This window comes from Glaciimonas sp. PAMC28666 (assembly GCF_016917355.1).
Taxonomy (GTDB): domain Bacteria; phylum Pseudomonadota; class Gammaproteobacteria; order Burkholderiales; family Burkholderiaceae_D; genus Glaciimonas.
Genome location: NZ_CP070304.1, coordinates 4,041,461 through 4,061,658, shown reverse-complemented (window position 1 = coordinate 4,061,658; position 20,198 = coordinate 4,041,461). Strand labels below are relative to the sequence as shown.

The following is a 20,198-nucleotide window of genomic DNA, read 5'->3' as shown; positions in this document are numbered from 1 at the left end:
CCTCCTTCTTTTTTAGTTTATCCAGATCCTTTAGGTATTTGAAATACCTTCAATTTCTGCCCTTTTTTTCTACGCTGCTGCCAGGTCCTGCGCGCCTTTAACGGACATAATCAGATGCTCTGCCCGTTCACGGGTAACATAATCCATCAACGCTGGCAAACTACATGCTCGCAATAATTGATCGCTGCTGCTGACACCTGATGAACCAGCTTTCAATGCCGCTTGCAATACCTCAACCTGAACCTGTAGTCGCTCCCGCGTCAATGTGGCAGGACTATCAACCCCAGTAACAATTTCTGCGCGCAGTAATTCTTGCAAAAGCTTTTCACGGTTATTCTCAAGCGTCATCAGATACGCGTCAATCGCTGGCCTCTCTGCAACTTTATGTAATTGAAGGGCGGTATCAAACCGGCTACGCATCGTTTTTTCGAACACGTTCGGCAGTGCCGGCATGGCCCGCCAATTTGCATCCCATAGCGCGGGATTTCCTTCGGTCCCAGGTTCGCCATCTAATCCAAGGCTCACCTCAACCAGTTGACAAAGTGCTAATTTGTCGCACAGCGCATGGGCTTCGGCGATCACCGCATTGTGTCTTTCCGCATCGATCACTGCTTGCACGTTAGCGACGGCGGCGGCGTGACGCACTTCCAGTTGCGCTTCTGCCCCACGTGGCACTGCTCCCGTGCGGCTCCAATCTTGCTGGCTCTGACGCAGCACCGCAGCCAGGGATCCCGGCTTGATACCTGTTTGTGCGATAGCAATTTCAAGATCGGCACACAATGTCTCTTTAACCAGTAAGTTTTGGCGACGCTCTGTATCGGCGGTCGATGCAGCTTCTTTACGTTGCGCAAAAATCGAGTCACAAGCAGTTCGGAAGCGCTGCCATAATAATTGTTCGTCCTGACGCGACAAAGGCAATGCCTTGGCCTGCTCTTGCCAGCGCTGCTGCAATTCGCGCAGGCGGTCCGCCGTGTCGCGTTGGTTCACAGGCAGTTCAGAGGCCTCGGTGATCAGTTTTTCACGCCGCGTAATTTCACGCTGCTGTTGGACCATCAGAGGCGCCAACAATTGTTGGCAAGCGTTGGCGAATGATTTGTCCAGCGACTTTTTTTCGCTCCGGTTAATTGCCCCGATACCCTTCCAGGCTTGTTGCTTCTGTTGACAGAATTGTGCGATAGCCTTCCAATCGGGTGTGATGGCGGCGGCACTATCAGCACTATCAGCACGGTAAGGATCGGTATTGGAGGCGTCCGCGGCATCGACCTTATTCAGTGCGACCGCCGCATACTGATGCGTCTCATCAATGAGCAACAACGCCTTGATCTGGTTGCGCTGGCGCTCTTCGGCCAATTGCTGAAAGTGTGCGGCGACCGGCAGATAAGCTGCACTACAGGCGGCATCGAATCCTTCCCATAAACCTTTTGGTGCAGAGCCAGCAGAAACATCCAATGATTTCCAGCGCGCGCGTAAGCTTCCAATTTTTTTAGCTAGCTCGGTCACCGCCAACTCTTGCGCGGTCAATTCTTGTGCGGCTTTCATCAGTTCTTCACGCGAGACGTTCCCGCCCCAACGCGCCCAACCTTGCAAGCGCCCTAATTCACCACGTGCCTGCACTAGTCTTGCGTTTTGTGGCGGGGTTATTTTAAGTGCTTTGAAATCCAATGCGCGCAAGGTTTTGTCGCAATCCATCGCGACCTGCAAAGCCCCCTCTTCCAGCGCAACCTCCAGGCCATCCAACGCCGCGGCGAACTGCTGCTGTGTGACGACTTTATCCGCACCCGCCGCTTTTGCCGCGACTGGTGCCGATGTTTCTCCCTCCGGAGTTACATCGTTTTCAGCCGCTCCTATGGCCTCGGTCACCTGCGCCGCTTTAGTCACAGCAAGCGTTGACCTCGGAGCGTTACTTAACTGCAGTAAAGCCGCATAACGTTGCTCCGCGATCTCATCAGCCGCTCCGGCAAGCTCAGTTATCGAACTCGCGGTGCTCCAGCTACGCCGCAGCAGTTCAGGCTTCAAATCTTCGGCTGCCATCGATTCCCATTGCGTCAATAGTTCAAGTCGCGCATTCTGCGCTTGCTGCGCCTTCTGCAACCGTTGAAGACGATTGTGCAAATCTTGCACAGCTGCTGCATATTCCAAGGCAAGATGTTTTGGCAAGGTTATCGCCTCCACATTACTTTCATGCTGTTGCATTTGTTCTGCTATTTGCGCGGCGTGAAGTGCGACGTCGTCTGCAGTGTGGGCCAGGGGATCGGCACTGATTTGCGCATTGAGCTGCCGCAAACGCGCCAGCAATCCCAATATTGCCCTCTGCAACTCAGCCTGTGCTAACAGACGGTTTGCCAACGCCGCGCTGATTTGCTGAAATTCCTGCAGTTGAGTCTGAACCGGATTGTCGATCAGTTGCCAGGCGCGATCAAGGTCTGCGACCTGATTTGGCAATAACTGCTTTTGAAGCAACAAGTGTTGCGCTTGCTCCAAACAAAGCGCTGCTTGCGCCGAGGTTTGTTGCAGGCGACGCAAGCCATCCAGTCGGGATTGCATCAATTTTGCTACGCGGCGGTCAACGTTCCGCGTCGCTAGCAGGACCTGCTCCAAACCGACCGCGCTTTGCACCCATTGCGCCGCTTGCAATCTGGCGTCTGCAAACCCTGCTTGCAATATAAAAGCAATTGCTGAGGATTCCTCTGTCAACGCAGCCGCTTGCTGCAACGCATTTTGGCGCGCATTGTCCGTTGCTTGCGCACTGGCAACCCGGAGTTCTGTCTGCTGAAGTGCTTTCTTTACCACCTCTGACTGTGCCGCAACGGCAGAGCGATCTGCACGTTTAAAAAGAAAACCAAACATAAATTAAGTACCAATCAAATATTGACGGAACAGATCACTGACGCAATCAGAAACCTGAAAAAGAGAAAAGAAAAGACAGCAAAGTTCAGACACAATGAACAAAAACATAAAACAATAAACGGCCTACCGGCAGACTTAACATAGCGACTGGCTGTACCCACCAGCAATAGACGCAACAAACGCAACAGCTACCGAATAACAAAATTCTATGCAGAGTCAGACGATCCGAGGAAAGGCACTAAAAATTCGCTCACTCTCGGGCCACACCTCAGGCCACATTCTTACGACTAACTTCCGCCTAATTAATTGATCGGTAATTTATCTTCAGTTGATCCAAACCTGCCAGCATCTTGATAAACGCCGCAGCACTTTGCGTTGGGTCGCCCTTCACGCCGAGATCAATATGCCGCTCGGTCTCGGCATCGCCGACATGTGGCAGACTGAACACCTTTACCAAAGGAAATTCGATTTCGATCGCTTCCATCAAAGGCGTTAACACCGACTCCATCGCACCAAACACAAAAACGGATTGTTCCAGTTGCGGATTCTGATGGAATAAATCGGCGTAATAGGTATCGAGGACCCACTCAAACATGGGCCATGCCATGACCGGAAAACCCGGTGCAAAATGATGCATACCCGGGTTCGGTCCCTGGCCAGACGTGCTCCCATTGTTTCGAAATGAAAAACCTGGAATTTTGTTATACGGATTGGGAATTATCTCGGCGCCTAAAGGAAACTCCCCCATTTTTAAGCGGTGCAAGTTGTCCGCAGTTTCATAATTCGGTTCGACCCCCGCTTCACGCGCGGTATCTGCTACCCGCTCACGAATTTTTTGACGTGCCTCAGGGTGCAAAACCAGCGGAACGCCGAGGGCCGCCGCCGCGCATTGGCGGGTATGATCGTCTGGCGTAGCGCCGATACCACCTGTACAAAACACAACGTCAGTACTGGAAAAGGTACGTTTTAATGTCGAAATGATGCGCGCCGGTTCATCACCCACATACTCCGCCCAGCTTAACGTCAAGCCACGGGCGGTCAACATTTCGAGCACTTTAGGAAAATGCTTATCGACCCGTCTGCCGGACAGGATTTCGTCGCCGATGATGATTAATCCGATTGCCATAAGGGTATCTTTGCGATGAAAAAAAAAGTTGACGGAAATTTACCTAACCACAGGGAAGTACACAGAAAATCAGGTTAACCGCTGTGATCGGTCGCCGGTAAAATCGAGCGGCTCGTTACATGTTCACCTGCCTTGGTGCTCCCGCTATTAACAGCGTCGGTGCCGCGTTCAGCAATAATAATGGAAGCTAATTTAGCTGCCCGATACTTGCTCAGCGCTTCCAGGCAATAATATTCGAACCATAAACCCGTAAACACGAACACAAGAACGTATAACCAGATTGAGCCGGCCGCCATAAAAGGAAGCACGATCAACCACAACGCACCACCCAACCATAATAAGGTTGGCGCTGCGCCTAACATGCCCGTAATAATACCGATTGTCAGCAGCGGCCAACGGTGGATCTTTAGAATTGCTTTCAGCTCCTCTTTATCAGCGTATTCGGACAGTGCATCATAAGCGATCACCCGGTAGGTCAACCATCCCCAAAGCAAAGCGGGGATGATAAAAGCCAAGGGTGGTATCAACCATAACGGCAATGTAATCAGCCACAAAACGCAAAACAATATAAACGATGATCCAGAGATCCAGATACTACCGATGAGCGAACCGCCCTTGCGCTGCTCAAGGCCGGCGTAATGACGTCCTCCGACATGGCGTGCAACTGCTGGCAACGCGAACAATCCGACGAATATCAGCGCGGTAAGGATCATCATGGGTAACAGCAACCACAATGCCATCCATGGCACGATTACCGCTTTTAATGCCCCCAAACCGAGCCAACTCAGCGCACCGCCCGCCGCGTTCATCCCGGTACTGCCGACCAGATAACTTTGCAGCCAGTCGACTAATGGTTGTAAACCTAGCCACAACGCCAAAGCCCAAATTAGCACCGATAAGAAAAACGGTAAAAAAGTCAGCATCAACATGCGCAAATGCAATTGCGACAACAACGCCCGACCGAAAGCGACGATAACGGGACGCATCAGCGACCGGTCTTTCTGGCGAACCTAACCATACGCTTTAAGCCGAGCCATTGTTGCTCCCAGAAACGTTCACCATAGTTACGCTCTACTCCAAGCGGAACCGGCAACTGATCTCGAATGCCCGTGCGTTCAAACGTCTTACCAAAGAAAGCAGTCCTGAACAGCACATCCCAGAATGAAAATAAAACGCCAAAATTGTGACCGCCGAGCGACCCTTTACCCTTACTTTCGTGCCCGATACCAATCGCATGATGCCAACGATGAAAGCGCGGCGATACCACCAGAGCGTCCCCTACACTGCCGAAATGAATCCGGACATTGGCATGTTGCAAACTTTGAAGCATGCGCGAAGCAGCAACCAGCAACACATATTGTGATGGTTCGACGCCAATCGCTATGGCGACCAAGGCCATGAAGATGTCATGAATCAAATCGTCCAGCAGATGATTGCGATCATCTGACCAGAGATTCATGTTCTGCTGACTGTGGTGCAAACTATGCAAACCCCACATCCAGCCGAAACCATGTTGCGCACGGTGATACCAGTAATCAAAAAAATCCAACACCAATAGGTACACCAAAAATGTCATTACCGGTCTGTCCGTTACGCCCGGCCAGAGATTTTCAAGGTTAAACGGGTGCACGCCCTCCAGATGAAACCACTCCGTTACCTGCGCAACTACCGGATCAATCAGAAAAAATATTAATACCGAAAATGCGCCAAGACGTTGAATCACGGTGTACAAAAAATCGATCCAACGCGCACGTTTGTCAGTGATCGGGTGAACCGGGATGGCGGCTTCCAGCGGACGCAAAATGATGAACAACACAATCAGTTCACATACTCCGATCAAAAACCACTCAACGCCATCAAACGCATCTTCAATGTATTCACTAAATCCAAGGTGAAACATTAACGGTTGCACCGCCACTTGGAAAATCCAGGCCTGCACCGTAGAAAATAGATTGATAAGACTATCTATCATGATGCCGATTGCTTTCTGCCGCTACTCACGCTAGCGGTATTATCAAAGGGACCGGGGCTTTTGCCTTTTGCCTTTTCTGCAGTGGCCTTATAGGCGGGATGTTCTCTCAAAGTAGCAAAACAAAATCCTTTTTTCTCCAGGCCGCTAATCAGCGGTTCAAGAACGGCCGGTGCCCAAGAATCCTTGCGCGACCAGATGCCGAGATGGGCAATCAGAATGTCGCCACTCTTGACGTTTTTTAACTCACGTTCCAATAACATCTTATTCGGCCACCGGTCGCTCGGCAGTTCGTCACCTGAAAATCCGGCATCCGCCCACGCCACATGCGAATAACCGCAAGCCTGCCCGGCTGCCAGAGTATGTGGCGTCAGATGCCCACCCGGCGCCCGCCAGAAGGGATCAAGATGTGCCCCGGTCAAGCTATGAAAACGCTGCTCTACGCGATTAATTTCATCGCAATATTGTCGTGGCGTCCATGCTAATAATTTGCCGCCATTGGCGCCAAATTGCGGTTTCATTTCAATTTTCCCATCGGGCAAGTCACGTTTGGCATACACGTGATCAAAAGTGTGGCTCCCGAAGGCGTGACCATCCGCTACCAGCGACTTCCAAAACGGTGCCCACGAAGGATCGAGCGAATAATCTCCATTGATAGTTTTTTCATTAGCCATAAAAAAAGTGGCTTTAATGTGATGACGACGTAGCGTCTGGGCGATAAATTCTGCTTGCGACTGGCTTCCAGTATCAAAGGTCAGATACAGCGTACCTTTACAGGCCGCCGCAGGCGCTGCATCTTGCGCCTGCGCTTGCGACAAGATGCCAACACAGCTTGCGGCCGCAATCATCGTCACCAACAGCCGACGCGGCCAGAGGGAGTTCATCGGATAACTAGTCATCACAATTCCGAAGCCCGGTCAGTAAAGTAAATACCGTGCGGCGAGCGACCAACGGAGATCGTCTTTATCACTTTACGGCTGGCAATATCGACCACTGAAACCTGTTTGACCCAGCGCTGTGTGACCCACATGGTTTTGCCATCTGCAGTCACTTCCATGCAATCCGGGCCACCTGGCACTTTAATTTCCCCCACGTTTTCGAGGGTATTTAAATCTAAAATATTGATCGTGCCTGCAACTCGGTTCGACACAAATACATGGCGCTTGTCACCTTGCGGACGAAAGTTATGTGCGCCATCACCGGTCTTGATTTTCTTGATAATTTTTTGCGTGCGCCAATCCACTACGGCAACGTAGTCGCTACCCATGACACCGACCAATAAATACTTATTGTCTGGCGTCATATAAATACCAGCAGGCTGCTTCCCGATCGGCATTGTCCACTTGACGGTTTGGGTCGCCAGATCAACGGCCGCGATTTCATCTGTGCCTTGTAATGTGATGAACGCTAACGAACTATCGGCGCTGAAAGTCATGTGACTTGGCATCTTCGGTAGAGGCAACCTTTTCGCGAGCTTTAAAGTCTTGCCATCAAAGCCATAAATATCGATCCGATCAAGCCGCAAACCGTTGGAGACAAACCATTTTTGATTTGGCGAAAAACCGATTTGATAAGGATCGGCAATATCTTTTACCTGACTTTGGATTTTTCCCGTTTTTGGGTCCAGAAAATATAACGCATTACCTGTAGCAGCGGCCACAATCAACGACTTATTGTCTGGCGTAGGCATCAGATGATGCGGTTCCTTGCCGACCGGAAACGATCCGATCTCCTTATATGTATTCTGGTCTATCAAACTAATAGTGGCATCGCGGGAATTCAACACCACGACGACGGTAGGTGCAGCCGCAGCCGGGGCACTAGGGGGAAGAACATCCGCCGCCAGTGAGGGCAAGGCAAACCCTGCCAGCAAGCCGCAGGCTGTGGCTATGGAGCGGATAAAACGCGTGGTACGACCAGCAAAATCGGACATGGCAACATTCAGAAGAGCGAAAAAGGATATTTTACCGCGCATGCCGCACCGATGCCGCGCCCGTTGATGTAAATACCGAGATAAAGAACGTTACAAAACAAAGCTTGATTACAATCCCGTAAATCTCCACTTATAGACTGTTACACCAATACTTGGTTCTGTTAAATCGTTGATTTTGGTTTACACTGCCACCCATATTAACCACTCAGAGAGAAAAGCAATGTCCACTACTACCGTTTCTGGCCTGCAATACGAAGATACTACCGTCGGCACCGGCGCAGAAGCCAAAGCTGGCGACCACGTCAGTGTGCATTACACCGGTTGGTTACAAAACAGCGATGGCAGCGCGGGCAAGAAATTCGATTCGAGCAAAGACCGCGGCGATCCATTCGAATTTCCACTCGGCGCAGGACATGTCATTAAAGGTTGGGACGAAGGCGTCCAGGGCATGAAAATCGGCGGCGTCCGCAAACTGGTCATTCCAGCAGCAATCGGCTACGGCGCACGCGGTGCTGGCGGTGCGATTCCTCCAAACGCCACACTGATTTTCGAAGTAGAACTCCTCGGCGTGTAACGAAAACGTTATTTTCTGACCATTCTGACCACTATGTCCACTCCCTTTTTACAGGTTGCACCTGGACTTGCGTTGAGTACGATCCTCGCATCGACCTTCTTTTTAGCCCCATTCGGATTAAGCGGTTGCACTGTGGTCAGTGTGGCAACCACGGCAGTGGGTGCCACGGTTGCAGTTGGCTCCGCCGCTGTCAGCGTTGCGACAACCGTGGTTGGTGGTACGGTGAAAGCAGTGGGCGCAGTGGTTGATTAAGAGCGATATATCAATTTTTACCGGGGAACCGTATGACTCTGCAAACTGAATTCGATCAGGCGTTAGCCGATTCAAAAAATCTCGCTGAACGCCCTGATAACATGACCTTGCTAAAAATGTATGGCATATATAAACAAGGAAGCCTTGGCGATGCGACCGGAGATCGCCCCGGCATGACCGATTTCGTGGGTCGTGCCAAATGGGATGCATGGAATGCTTTGAAAGGCACCTCCCAGGACGTTGCAAAACAACAATATATTGATTTCGTAAAAGACCTGCAAGCTTGATTCTGCTGCCATTTAGTCCGCTGCGATAATCATAAAAAAGGCCGCAACACGCTTCGTGCTGCGGCCTTTTTTTCAGTGGTTGTAAGCGATCCAACGACTGGAAGGCTCGCCTCAGCAAAAACGTCTTACATAATCGTAAGCCGTTAATTTACGTAATGAAGCCAATCTCAGCGTCAATTCGAACTTTCTTAGTTTCGAGGTTGCTTACTGTCGACTAACCTTTACCTCTGGATTTAGCAGATTCGGTGGCAACGCACCGTCCGCCGCTGGCAACAACGCGGCCAGCATATTCGCCGCAGCGCATGCCGCCATCGCGCGGCGTGTCGGTTCTGACGCGCTGGCAATATGCGGTGTTAATACAACGTTAGACAGTGTCAGAAAGTCAGGATGCAGCGCCGGTTCATTCTCAAACACGTCCAGCCCTGCCGCCGCAATTTTATGATCGCGCAATGCAGCGATCAATGCCACGTCGTCTACAATCCCGCCTCGTGCCAGATTGACCAGGGTCGCGCCCGGTTTCATCATGGCCAGTTCGGCGGCACCGATAGTATGGTGTGACTCTTTTGAATAAGGTAACACCAGCACGACATGATCGGCCTGACGCAGTAATTCTTCCTTACTGACCAAACGCGCATTGTTGGCACGCGCCTCCAACTCGGGCGAGACCCGTGAGCGGTTATGATACAGAACTTGCATATCAAACCCCATGGAGCGACGCGCTATGGCCTGACCGATCCGCCCCATTCCTATCACTCCCAGCGTAGCGCCATGTATGTCGGCACCGAGAAAACTATCGAAGCGCCATTGCTTCCAGTTACCCGCCCTCAGCCAGTGCTCCGATTCAGTTATCCGCCGAGCACTTGCCATCAAGAGCGCCCACCCGAAATCGGCTGTGGTGTCGTTGAGCACGTCCGGAGTATTAGTCACCATTACCCCAGCTCGGGTCGCTGCTGCGACATCGATATTGTTATACCCCACCGCCTGGTTACAGACTGCTCTGAGGCGCGGGCAAGCGCTCAGGACGGCAGCAGAAACTGGTTCGCTTCCGGTGGCAATCAGACCGTCCTTATCCTGCAATTTTTCGGTTAATTCAGTCGGACTAAAAATGCGATCCACTTGATTCGATTCAACCTCGAAATATTGCTCCAGATGGGTGATAACCTCTGGGAAAATGGCACGTGCCAGTAAAATTCTTGGTTTTTTTGATGTATTCACTATATTCACGATGGGAACGTCCTTAATTTATGCCTGATCTCCATGTCGTTCAGACATGAGGTTATACGCGGAAGAAAATAAAACTCATGATAGCGAAAAGTGGCAATAACACAATGCAAGCCCAGCCCATATAGCCGAAGAACGAAGGCATACGAATGCCGCGTTCTTCCGCAATCGCCTTGACCATCAGATTAGGAGCATTGCCGATATAACTATTTGCGCCCATAAACACGGCCCCGCAAGAGATCGCCGCCAGTGTCCCCGCCAGTTTGCCCATTAATTCGACGGCATCGCCGGACGCGGTATTGAAGAACACCAGATAAGTTGGCGCGTTGTCGAGGAAAGAAGACAATATTCCGGTGACCCAGAAATACATCATGTTATTCGGTTGGCCGTCAGGCCCCGTCACCGCCGCCACAATTGCCCCGAACGGGCCATCCGCGCCAACCCGTAACATGGCAATCACCGGTGCAATCGTTATAAAAATCGCAGCGAACAGTTTGCCGACCTCCAGCATAGGCTCCCATGTGAAGTTATTACCTTCTCGGGCAATTTTCGGGGTGAGCAAAAGTGACGCCACGATCACCACCAGCAGCAAACCATCCCTTAATAAGTTCTGTAACTCAACCGGCGTACCGTAAATATTGTAGGTAATGCCCGACTTCCACAAGCCACTCATCAATACCAAGCCGATGACGACAAGCAGCAGGATAAAGTTAAACTTTCCCTCAAAGCGCAACTTTGGGTTGTCCGGCGTAGGATCCTGAAGCGGCGGTAATTGCTCTTCACGATTGTGAAAATAATGGCGATCCAAAATATAGAAAATCACTAGAAGCGCGACCCACATAAACAAGGTTTCTGGCAAAATATTCTTAAAGGTCCAGCTAAAGTCGACACCCTTCAAAAAACCGAGAAAGAGCGGGGGATCGCCTAATGGCGTCAGGGCGCCACCCGCATTTGCCACCAGAAAAATGAAAAAGACAATAATGTGAACGGCGTGTTTGCGGTTATCGTTTGCGCGGATCAAAGGGCGTATCAATAGCATCGACGCGCCGGTGGTTCCCATCAGACTTGCCAGCACGGTTCCTAACGCCAGCAATCCGGTATTGAGTGCTGGTGTGCCGGGTAAGTTGCCGCGTAAACAAATACCTCCTGCCACAACGAACAACGCGGTGAGCAATATGATAAACGGAAGATATTCCGCCATAAAGGCGTGCACCACACCTGCCGCCGCTAACGGAACGCCAAACCAGATAGCACAGGGAATCAAAAATGCGGCAGACCAGCCCAGCGCGATTTTGCCAAAGTGATGATGCCAAAAACCGGGGATCAGTAACGGCCCCATGGCAATCGACACCAATAGCCCCATAAAGGGGATACCCCACCAGACGGACAATTGCGCACCGTCAAGTTCGGCGGCGTGGGCGGCAATGGGAAGGAAACTGGCTAGCGTGATGAGGATCTTTTTAAGCAATTGCATCTTTCGAATCAGATAAAAGTGCCTCATTTTAAGCGGGTTTAACTTGTACGAAATTTTGTGATTAAAAGAATATCACCTTATATCAACTTTTTTCATAATGACTAATAGCATTTATTACACGATGCCATTATGGGACAAAGTAATGCTTACCCGCCTCAACCCGTTTCAACACGTTTCTACCCTTTGTCTATCCCTTGTTTAACACATCAGCAATTTCAAACACTTGCCGCAAATAATTCACATACGCTGCATCTTCACACATATTTTTTGATGGCGTATCCGACAATTTGGCCACCGGTTGGCCGTTGCAACGGATCATTTTCATGACAATTTGTAATGGCGTATAACCCAAATCATTGGTCAGATTGGTTCCGACGCCGAACGCGACCCGCGCGCGATCCTTGAAACGTAAATATAAAGCGGTGACTTTGCTAAAATCCAGACTATCCGAAAAAACCAGGGTTTTAGTCGCAGGGTCAACGCGATTGTCCTTAAATTGTTGTATTAATCGTTCACCCCATTCAAATGGATCGCCCGAATCGTGGCGTGCGCCATCAAACAGCTTGCAAAAAAACATATCGAAATCGCGCAGAAAGGCGGTCATTCCATATACGTCGGATAACGCAATTCCCAAATCTCCCCGATATTCTTTACCCCACATTTCAAAGGCATAGATCTGGGAATCGCGAAGACGCGGTCCCAGCGCCTGACAGGCCTGCAAGTATTCATGCGCCATTGTTCCAAGGGGAATCAAACCAAACTTCATAGCGAAATAGACATTTGACGTACCGGCCAGATGGTCAACGAAATCGCGTTGCATGGTTTGCACCACCTCCTCGTGCCAGCTCCGCGAAAAGCGGCGCCGGGTGCCGTAATCCGCGACCTTGCAGCCCGCCATCGCAGGATCATCCCGGATAAGGGCCATTTTGTTATGCAAGCGCTTTCGGCCTTCCGTTATATCTGGCGTGCGTTGCGTAGCGCGAAAGTACACTTCGTTAACAATTGCCAATACCGGCACTTCGAATAAGATCGTATGCAGCCAAGGGCCTTTTACGGAGATATCAATTTCACCGTTGTTCGCCGCAGAAGGTTGCACCGTGATGTATTTTTGCTGAAGGTGAAAGAGACTTAAAAAATCGACAAAGTCGCTCTTTATAAAGCGCAAACTCAGCAAATATTCAAGCTCTTCCTCCTGAAAGCGTAGCCGACACAGGCCCGCAATTTCGTCGCGAATTTCATCGACATAAGGCGTCAGATCAATACCTTCGTTGCGGCATTTATACCGATACTCCACATCCGCAGCCGGGAAATGATGCAAAACCACCTGCATCATGGTGAATTTATAAAGATCGGTATCGAGAAGTGAGCGAATAATCATGGTGAGAAAATAGAAAGTGGTGTGGGCCATCCGATGATCTGCGATGTGATCTCCGATGCTATCTTTATTAACGGTCAAAAAATTAACGCACGAAACCAGAATGATCGTTTGTAACCTTACAAATCGGCGTTCCCGGCATTTAGGGATAGCTCGACAATTCGTTCTCCGGGGCGTCTCGCGGCGGTTTCTTCCGATCCGGCTCAAAAAAGCACCACACAACTTGCGGCCAGCGTGACTGAATGCCGGCTTCGATATCGTTGATGGCATCCACAAGCGCGATGTCCGAAGGTTGCGGTCGCATCTCGGCCTGAACTGCGATCATTATCTGGTGGCCCCATTGCATCGAAATCAAATTCATCACATTATCAATCGCCGCATGACCTTCGATATGCGCTTTAATCGCAGCATGGAGTTCAGGTGCAGCCGATTCACCCGTCACCATCGCCTTTACCTCGCGCATCACAATGATCGCAACGATCATCAGCAACAGGCCGACTGAAATTGATCCACAGGCATCCCACAGTGGATTACCGGTAATGACGGTGAGTACCACTGCGACAAATGCCAATGCTAGTCCGGCTAACGCTGCGATATCCTCCCCTGCTACTACCATTAGTTCCGACTGGCGGGTTTCACGAAACCAGCGGAAGAAAGATTGCCCGTGGGAGATTTTCCGAATTTCAAGCATCGCGCCACGCAGTGAAAACGCTTCCAGCACCACGGAAATGCCGAGCACCCCTATCGCCACCCATGGATTACTGATTGGCTCCGGATTGTTCAGATGTTTGATGCCCTCCATGACCGAAAACGCGCCACCGACAAAAAACAACAATATCGCCACCATCATGGCCCAGAAATACACTACCCGTGCGTAACCCATCGGATGGGCGTCATTCGCGGCCTTTTTTGATTCTTTCAATCCGATCAAAAGAAAAACCTGATTGGTGCAATCTGCCAGGGAGTGAATCGCTTCCGCCAGCATCGCGCCGGAACCGGTAAATAACGCAGCGACGAATTTCGCCAGGGCAATACCGCCATTAGCACCTAATGCATAAAAAATCGCCTTGGTTGAACCTTCGGTATGAGTTGCCATATTTTTCACTGCCACTTCATAAAATATATTCGTAAAATAAACGTGCGGACAAATAGTTAGCCGTCATTCAAAGATGCCACAAAAGTTGACACCCTAGCTAATTTTTCACCCCGCCGCAACCGGAAGTGGCTTTTATTGCTATGCTCCAATAAATGCGCGTTAAAGGCAAAAATAAGCGGTCCTCGCTCCGGTCGTCGTTTCATTAATGGCTGCATAAAGCCATTTCCGGGGTTGCCAAAAGGGGCTAAACCGAAATTGTGAATTTGCTTATATGAATTCTATATAACCGCAGTTTGTAGGAAATAGGGAATTACCTTAAAATACAGTGCTTTGCGACTATGAGCTTGTTAGAATTATGCCCGCACGGTTTCCGTTAGAATTTTTTGGCGTAACCGGCGTAACTCTTTGACTCGCTTCCGCTTCAAGTAATACTTACAGATTGGACTGTTGTTATGACCCACGTTGTGACCGAATCTTGCATCAGCTGTCGCTATACCGATTGCGTGGATGTTTGCCCGGTTGATTGCTTCCGCCAAGGCCCGAATTTCCTATCAATCGATCCGGATGAGTGTATTGATTGCGCCGTCTGTGTTGCTGAATGTCCAGTGAATGCGATTTACGCAGAAGAAGACGTTCCCGCCGATCAACAGCAATTCATTAAAATGAATGAAGACCTGTCACGCTTCTGGCCGTCGATCACCAAGACCATTCCGCCATTGCCGGACGCTGACGATTTCAAAGACGTGACAGAAAAGTTGCATCTTCTACAGCGTTAATGTGAAAAGCGATCAAACGCGAACAAAATAAGGCCATTAGCAAGAGTGCTGCTAACCGCCGTTATTTAAATGTTTTAGGCATTTTTCGCCAAATACTCCCTTCTGCGAAAGACGGTCCCCCGCAGCAGGGAGCTAGCCAAAAAAATGCGATAGATAGCCGAGGCGACACTGCAGCGGCTGCGCCACAACTAGCCAATACCAGTCGCCATTGCCTGCAGTGACGGTTGGGGGACCAACTCAAACAGGAATCAGATAGTCGTATGGAAACCAGCGCCAAGATGGATGCATCTACTCTACCTATTATCAACAATAGCCACAACGCACCGATAGAAGCCGATGCCGTCATTATCGGCGCTGGCCCGGTCGGCCTGTTTCAGGTATTCGAGCTCGGTCTGCTTGAGATCAAAGCGCACGTAATCGACTCGCTGCCTGTGGTTGGCGGCCAATGCGTCGAACTCTACCCAGACAAACCGATTTATGACATCCCTGCAGTGCCGGTCTGCACCGGGCAAGAATTAACCGACAATTTGCTAAAGCAAATCGCCCCCTTCGACCCGACCTTCCACTTAAGCCAGGAAGTCACCGTGGTGGAGCGTCGCGAAGATAATCGCTTCAACGTAGAAACCTCGGTCGGCACCCGGTTCATCACCAAAACCATCTTCATTGCTGCTGGCGTAGGATCGTTCCAACCACGCACGATCAAGAGCGAAGGAATCGACCAGTTCAACGATTCGCAACTGTTCTATCGTGTAAAAGATCCGCTTCAGTTCCACGGAAAAAATCTGGTGATTTGCGGTGGTGGAGACTCGGCGCTGGACTGGGCGTTGAATCTGGTAGGTAAAGCAGAATCCGTTGTGCTGTTGCATCGCCGTGAGGACTTCCGTGCTGCGCCGGCCTCAGTTGCCAAAATGAAGCAGCTGTGTGAAGAATTCGAAATGCAGTTCCTGGTCGGTCAAGTCACTGGTCATGAAGTCAAAGACGGCAAACTGTCCGAAATTAAGGTCACCGGCCCCGATGGCGTCACCCGTCGCATGCCGCTGGACACACTGTTGGTTTTCTTCGGCCTGTCGCCAAAGTTAGGCCCTATCGCCGAGTGGAGCCTTGACATCGAACGCAAGCAATTGAAAGTCGTCGATACCGAGAAATTTGAAACCAATATCCCCGGCATTTTTGCGGTCGGTGATATCAACACTTATCCCGGTAAGAAAAAACTGATTTTGTCCGGTTTCCACGAAGCCGCACTGGCTGCGTTTGGCGCTGCACCGTACATCTTCCCTGACAAGAAGATCCACATGCAATACACGACCACGTCACCTAAACTGCACAAAATCCTGGGTGTTGAGTCGCCGGTATTCGATTGATTTGTATTTGAATCACCGCTGAAATTTGCCATAGGTCTGAGCATAAAGCGAGACCTGAAGGTAACCTCAAAACAAAAAACCGCCTTGGCTAATCTCCTGGCGGTTTTTTTATTCTCGCTCGCATTCCCGGACCCAACGACCAGTAAAATTCGAGCAAAAAAAAACCGTCCGAGATGCAAACAGCATCTCGGACGGTTTTTAGAAAGCTAAAGCTAGTTCAGCCTCTTATACAGCAGGATCAGCATGCGTTGGTGCCGAAGCAACATCGCCAGCTTCCTGAGCCGCCTTCATCGACAATTTCAAACGACCACGGTCATCAGTTTCCAGGACTTTAACTTTGACTTGCTGGCCTTCTTTCAGATAGTCAGCGACCGCATTGACGCGCTCGTTGGCAATCTGGCTGATGTGCAACAAGCCGTCTTTGCCCGGCAACACTTGAACGATCGCGCCGAAGTCCAGTAACTTCAATACTGTGCCTTCGTAGATCTTGCCAACTTCAACTGAAGCTGTCAGTTCTTCGATACGGCGTTTGGCTTCTTGACCGGCGGCAGCATCAACTGAAGCGATGGTAACAACGCCTTCATCGCTGATATCGATCTGAGTACCTGTTTCTTCTGTCAACGCACGAATTACCGCGCCGCCTTTACCGATCACGTCACGGATTTTTTCCGGATTGATCTTGACCGTAATCAGACGCGGTGCAAAGTCAGACAGTTCCGATTGGGAACCGCTTGGCACTGCTTTTTCCATCTCACCCAAAATATGGATACGGCCGACTTTAGCTTGCGCCAAAGCGACTTGCATGATTTCCTTGGTGATACCCTGGATTTTGATATCCATTTGCAACGCGGTGATACCGTTTGCAGTACCAGCAACTTTGAAATCCATGTCGCCGAGGTGATCTTCATCGCCCAAAATGTCTGTCAACACTGCGAATTTGCCGCCGTCTTTGATCAAACCCATAGCGATACCAGCAACGTGGCCTTGCATCGGCACGCCAGCGTCCATCAATGCCAGACATCCGCCACAGACCGAAGCCATCGACGATGAACCATTAGACTCAGTAATTTCTGACACCAGACGTACGGAGTAGCTGAAATCTTCCGGTGCTGGCAGTGCTGCCAACAATGCGCGCTTAGCCAAACGGCCATGACCAATTTCACGACGCTTCGGGGTGCCTACCCGACCTGTTTCGCCAGTAGCGAACGGAGGCATGTTGTAATGCAGCATGAAGCGATCTGAGTACTCGCCCATCAACGCATCAATTTTTTGCTCGTCGCGTGCAGTACCCAACGTTGCGATAACCAATGCTTGCGTTTCGCCACGAGTGAACAAAGCGGAACCATGCGTACGTGGCAATACACCGGTTCGGATCGTGATTGGACGCACAGTGCGTGTATCGCGACCGTCAATACGTGGTTCGCCATCCAGAATTTGCGAACGAACGATTTTAGCTTCCAGATCAAATATGATGTTGCCGACTTCGGAGCTGTCCGGTGCTGGAGAATTGTTCGCAGCTGCGATGCCGGCTAATGCAACATGCACTTTGCTCACAGCATCTTTAAGCTGAGCGGTACGCGCTTGCTTATCTTTAGTTTGATAGGCCAAACGAAGATCGGCTTCTGCCAAATCTGTCACGCTAGCGATCAGCGCTTCATTCTTCGGTGCCGGGCTCCATTGAATTTCTGGTTTGCCACCATCGCGTACCAGATCATGAATCGCGTCAATAACCGCTTTCATTTGCTCATGGCCGTAAACAACCGCACCCAACATGACTTCTTCAGACAATTGTTTGGCTTCTGATTCAACCATCAACACTGCTGCTTCAGTACCGGCAACAACCAGATCCAGCAACGATGTCTTCAATTGTGTCGTGGTTGGGTTCAGAACGTACTGACCGTCGATGTAACCGACGCGTGCAGCTCCGACCGGGCCTGAGAATGGCACGCCAGAAACGGACAATGCAGCCGATGCACCGATCATCGCAGCGATGTCAGGATCGATTTCAGGATTGACCGACAGCACGTGAATGATCACTTGCACTTCGTTCATGTAACCTTCTGGGAACAACGGACGGATCGGACGATCGATCAGACGCGATGTCAGTGTTTCTTTCTCTGAAGGACGACCTTCACGCTTGAAGAAACCACCTGGAATACGACCGGCAGCGTAGGTTTTCTCAACATAATCAACAGTCAACGGGAAAAAATCTTGACCCGGTTTGGCATCTTTACGTGCAACCACGGTAGCCAGAATAACGGTATCTTCAATGGATACCAATACTGCGCCAGAAGCCTGACGAGCGATTTCGCCGGTTTCCAACGTCACTTGATGCTGGCCGTACTGGAAAGTCTTAGTAACTTTATTAAACACGATATTTCCTCTCTAATTTTACCGACAGATTTTCAGGGGCTGTCGTTCACCTCACCACAGACGATTACCTCACTTCTTATTGACAGTAAAAAAACGTCTCGTTGCGAATTACATCCAGATAAGACGCGTTATTCGATCAATGCGCTTAATTCGCTTAAATCAAACTTTGCGACAATCTGGCTTCTTACTCCTGCATTTGCGAACAAAAACTCCTGACCAATAGCAAAAATGCCCGCATCAGAGACTGACGCAGGCACTTTACCTATCGTTCGACCAACAACGTTGTCACGAAAGATCGAAACAAAAGATTGGAGATCGATGACAAGCCTATTAACAAGCCTATTGGCCTATTACTTACGCAAACCGAGTTTTTCGATCAGCGAACGGTAACGACCGAGGTCCTTACTTTTCAGATAAGACAACAGGCTCTTACGACGGTTAACCATCATGATCAGACCGCGACGGGAATGGTGATCCTTGGCATGGGCTTTAAAGTGACCATTAAGGTCGTTGATACGTGCTGTCAACAAAGCGACTTGCACTTCTGGCGAACCAGTATCATTTTGCGCGCGTGCATTGTCAGCGACAATAGCGGCCTTAGCTGTTTTTTCGATAGTCATTACTTACCTTTCACAAGCGGTGTACAGAGTGAGAAACCCCATATACCGTGATTACAATATTAAAAATGGCCTACATAGACCAGAGGCGCAGTATATAGCAAAACCTGTTCAGGTTCAATGCCCCAGCGCAGGAATCCGTTGCACCTCATAATGTCACTCAGGCATTATCATATTGGTACTTCCGCTCCCTTTTTTAAAGCTGATACGCCCATTGAAACATGCCCGGAATTAAGCGCAATAAAGACGGTCCTAATTATATTCGATCCCATAAATCCAGCAATCTTCGAGGAAGCCAACATGAAAAACCTTTCCCAAGCCCTGCTCGTCGGTTTATCCATTACGCTAGCTGGCTGTGCAGTTCCGGTCAACCCGGGCGACCCGGAATCCCAGGTAATCAGCCGCCTCGGCAAACCGAACGCAACCTATCAGGAAGGCAATGAACGCCTGTTAGAATATGATCAGGGTGCGTTTGGCCAGGAAACCCATATGGCAAGGATAAGCCCAGATGGCCGCTTAATATCTTATAAGCAAGTATTGACACTTGAGCAATTTGCCACTATCAAGGTAGGTCAGGCGACCAAAAATGATGTCCTGCTCATCGTTGGACATCCGCTTGATACCATTTTTTACAGCAGAGTAAAACTTGAAGGCTGGAATTACGGCTTCAAAGAAAGCGGCGTTTGGAATTCCCTGATGACGGTGTACTTCGATGAAGCCGGCATCGTCCGCAAGCTTGAAAATGGACCGGATCCGCGTTTTGAACACTCGCGCTTTGGACTTTGATGTCCATCGCTGGAGTGAGAGAGCGCAGCAAAAAGCAGGCAGGAAGCGTAGATTAGCCGAATTTAATGCACTATTTTTCGACCGGGCGTGGCTTTGACGAGAGAAATAATCAACAAGCGTTAGAGAACCGC

Annotated in this window: 18 protein-coding genes; 6 read left to right on the top strand and 12 right to left on the bottom strand. The window is 50.1% G+C overall.

Annotation, left to right across the window (positions count from 1 at the left end; translation table 11 throughout):
• Nucleotides 1-69: 69 nt before the first annotated feature.
• From JQN73_RS17230 to JQN73_RS17205, 6 genes are all read right to left on the bottom strand, one after another.
• Nucleotides 70-2,847 (bottom strand): DUF349 domain-containing protein, encoded by a 2,778-nt coding sequence (locus JQN73_RS17230; RefSeq protein ID WP_205320187.1) that lies wholly within the window; start codon nt 2,845-2,847, stop codon nt 70-72.
• A 298-nt stretch (nt 2,848-3,145) separates the two neighbouring features.
• The gene (locus JQN73_RS17225; protein ID WP_205320185.1) at nt 3,146-3,973 is read right to left on the bottom strand and encodes a molybdopterin-binding protein; all 828 of its coding nucleotides are present in this window, start codon (nt 3,971-3,973) and stop codon (nt 3,146-3,148) included.
• A 74-nt stretch (nt 3,974-4,047) separates the two neighbouring features.
• Nucleotides 4,048-4,959: an EI24 domain-containing protein gene (locus tag JQN73_RS17220; RefSeq protein WP_205320183.1), complete on the bottom strand. Its 912-nt coding sequence runs from the start codon at nt 4,957-4,959 to the stop codon at nt 4,048-4,050.
• Complete coding sequence (locus JQN73_RS17215) at nt 4,959-5,945, bottom strand: sterol desaturase family protein (protein ID WP_205320181.1); 987 nt, start codon at nt 5,943-5,945, stop codon at nt 4,959-4,961. The genes JQN73_RS17220 and JQN73_RS17215 overlap by 1 nt, the downstream gene beginning before the upstream one ends.
• Complete coding sequence (locus tag JQN73_RS17210; RefSeq protein ID WP_370551253.1) at nt 5,942-6,841, bottom strand: polysaccharide deacetylase family protein; 900 nt, start codon at nt 6,839-6,841, stop codon at nt 5,942-5,944. Before JQN73_RS17210 ends, JQN73_RS17215 begins: the two co-directional genes overlap by 4 nt.
• Nucleotides 6,841-7,875 carry a beta-propeller fold lactonase family protein gene (locus tag JQN73_RS17205; RefSeq protein WP_205320179.1) on the bottom strand — a complete coding sequence of 345 codons (1,035 nt, stop codon included), beginning with the start codon at nt 7,873-7,875 and terminating at the stop codon, nt 6,841-6,843. The genes JQN73_RS17210 and JQN73_RS17205 overlap by 1 nt, the downstream gene beginning before the upstream one ends.
• A 220-nt stretch (nt 7,876-8,095) precedes the next feature.
• Between JQN73_RS17205 and JQN73_RS17200 the strand changes: the two genes are divergently transcribed.
• From JQN73_RS17200 to JQN73_RS17190, 3 genes are read left to right on the top strand one after another with little or no spacing between them, the layout of a single operon-like run.
• On the top strand, nt 8,096-8,449 hold the full coding sequence (locus JQN73_RS17200; RefSeq protein ID WP_205320177.1) for an FKBP-type peptidyl-prolyl cis-trans isomerase: 354 nt from the start codon (nt 8,096-8,098) through the stop codon (nt 8,447-8,449).
• Nucleotides 8,450-8,482: 33 nt separating this feature from the next.
• Complete coding sequence (locus JQN73_RS17195; RefSeq protein ID WP_205323540.1) at nt 8,483-8,701, top strand: hypothetical protein; 219 nt, start codon at nt 8,483-8,485, stop codon at nt 8,699-8,701.
• A 32-nt stretch (nt 8,702-8,733) separates the two neighbouring features.
• On the top strand, nt 8,734-8,988 hold the full coding sequence (locus JQN73_RS17190; protein WP_205320175.1) for an acyl-CoA-binding protein: 255 nt from the start codon (nt 8,734-8,736) through the stop codon (nt 8,986-8,988).
• A gap of 204 nt (nt 8,989-9,192) precedes the next feature.
• Here the strand turns inward: JQN73_RS17190 and JQN73_RS17185 are convergent, their stop codons facing one another.
• From JQN73_RS17185 to JQN73_RS17170, 4 genes are all read right to left on the bottom strand, one after another.
• Entirely contained in the window at nt 9,193-10,203 is a 1,011-nt protein-coding gene (locus JQN73_RS17185; protein WP_205320174.1) for a D-glycerate dehydrogenase, read from the bottom strand.
• 61 nt (nt 10,204-10,264) lie between these two features.
• Complete coding sequence (locus tag JQN73_RS17180; protein WP_205320172.1) at nt 10,265-11,683, bottom strand: sodium:proton antiporter; 1,419 nt, start codon at nt 11,681-11,683, stop codon at nt 10,265-10,267.
• A gap of 187 nt (nt 11,684-11,870) precedes the next feature.
• Nucleotides 11,871-13,061, bottom strand: coding sequence for a nicotinate phosphoribosyltransferase (pncB, locus tag JQN73_RS17175; RefSeq protein WP_205323431.1), 1,191 nt, complete (start codon nt 13,059-13,061; stop codon nt 11,871-11,873).
• A gap of 139 nt (nt 13,062-13,200) precedes the next feature.
• Entirely contained in the window at nt 13,201-14,154 is a 954-nt protein-coding gene (locus tag JQN73_RS17170) for a cation diffusion facilitator family transporter (RefSeq protein WP_205320170.1), read from the bottom strand.
• Between the two features lie 452 nt (nt 14,155-14,606).
• Between JQN73_RS17170 and fdxA the strand changes: the two genes are divergently transcribed.
• Both fdxA and JQN73_RS17160 read left to right on the top strand, forming a co-directional pair.
• Nucleotides 14,607-14,930, top strand: coding sequence for a ferredoxin FdxA (fdxA, locus tag JQN73_RS17165; RefSeq protein WP_205320167.1), 324 nt, complete (start codon nt 14,607-14,609; stop codon nt 14,928-14,930).
• Between the two features lie 278 nt (nt 14,931-15,208).
• On the top strand, nt 15,209-16,291 hold the full coding sequence (locus JQN73_RS17160) for an NAD(P)/FAD-dependent oxidoreductase (protein WP_205323430.1): 1,083 nt from the start codon (nt 15,209-15,211) through the stop codon (nt 16,289-16,291).
• Nucleotides 16,292-16,516: 225 nt separating this feature from the next.
• On the opposite strand, the gene pnp is transcribed toward JQN73_RS17160, so the two are convergent.
• Complete coding sequence (gene pnp, locus JQN73_RS17155) at nt 16,517-18,664, bottom strand: polyribonucleotide nucleotidyltransferase (protein ID WP_205320165.1); 2,148 nt, start codon at nt 18,662-18,664, stop codon at nt 16,517-16,519.
• Nucleotides 18,665-19,014: 350 nt separating this feature from the next.
• The gene (gene rpsO, locus JQN73_RS17150) at nt 19,015-19,284 is read right to left on the bottom strand and encodes a 30S ribosomal protein S15 (RefSeq protein ID WP_205320164.1); all 270 of its coding nucleotides are present in this window, start codon (nt 19,282-19,284) and stop codon (nt 19,015-19,017) included.
• A 297-nt stretch (nt 19,285-19,581) separates the two neighbouring features.
• On the opposite strand from rpsO, the gene JQN73_RS17145 reads away from it, so the two are divergent.
• Nucleotides 19,582-20,067, top strand: a complete 486-nt coding sequence (locus JQN73_RS17145) for a hypothetical protein (protein ID WP_205320156.1) — start codon at nt 19,582-19,584, stop codon at nt 20,065-20,067.
• The last annotated feature ends 131 nt before the right edge of the window (nt 20,068-20,198 follow it).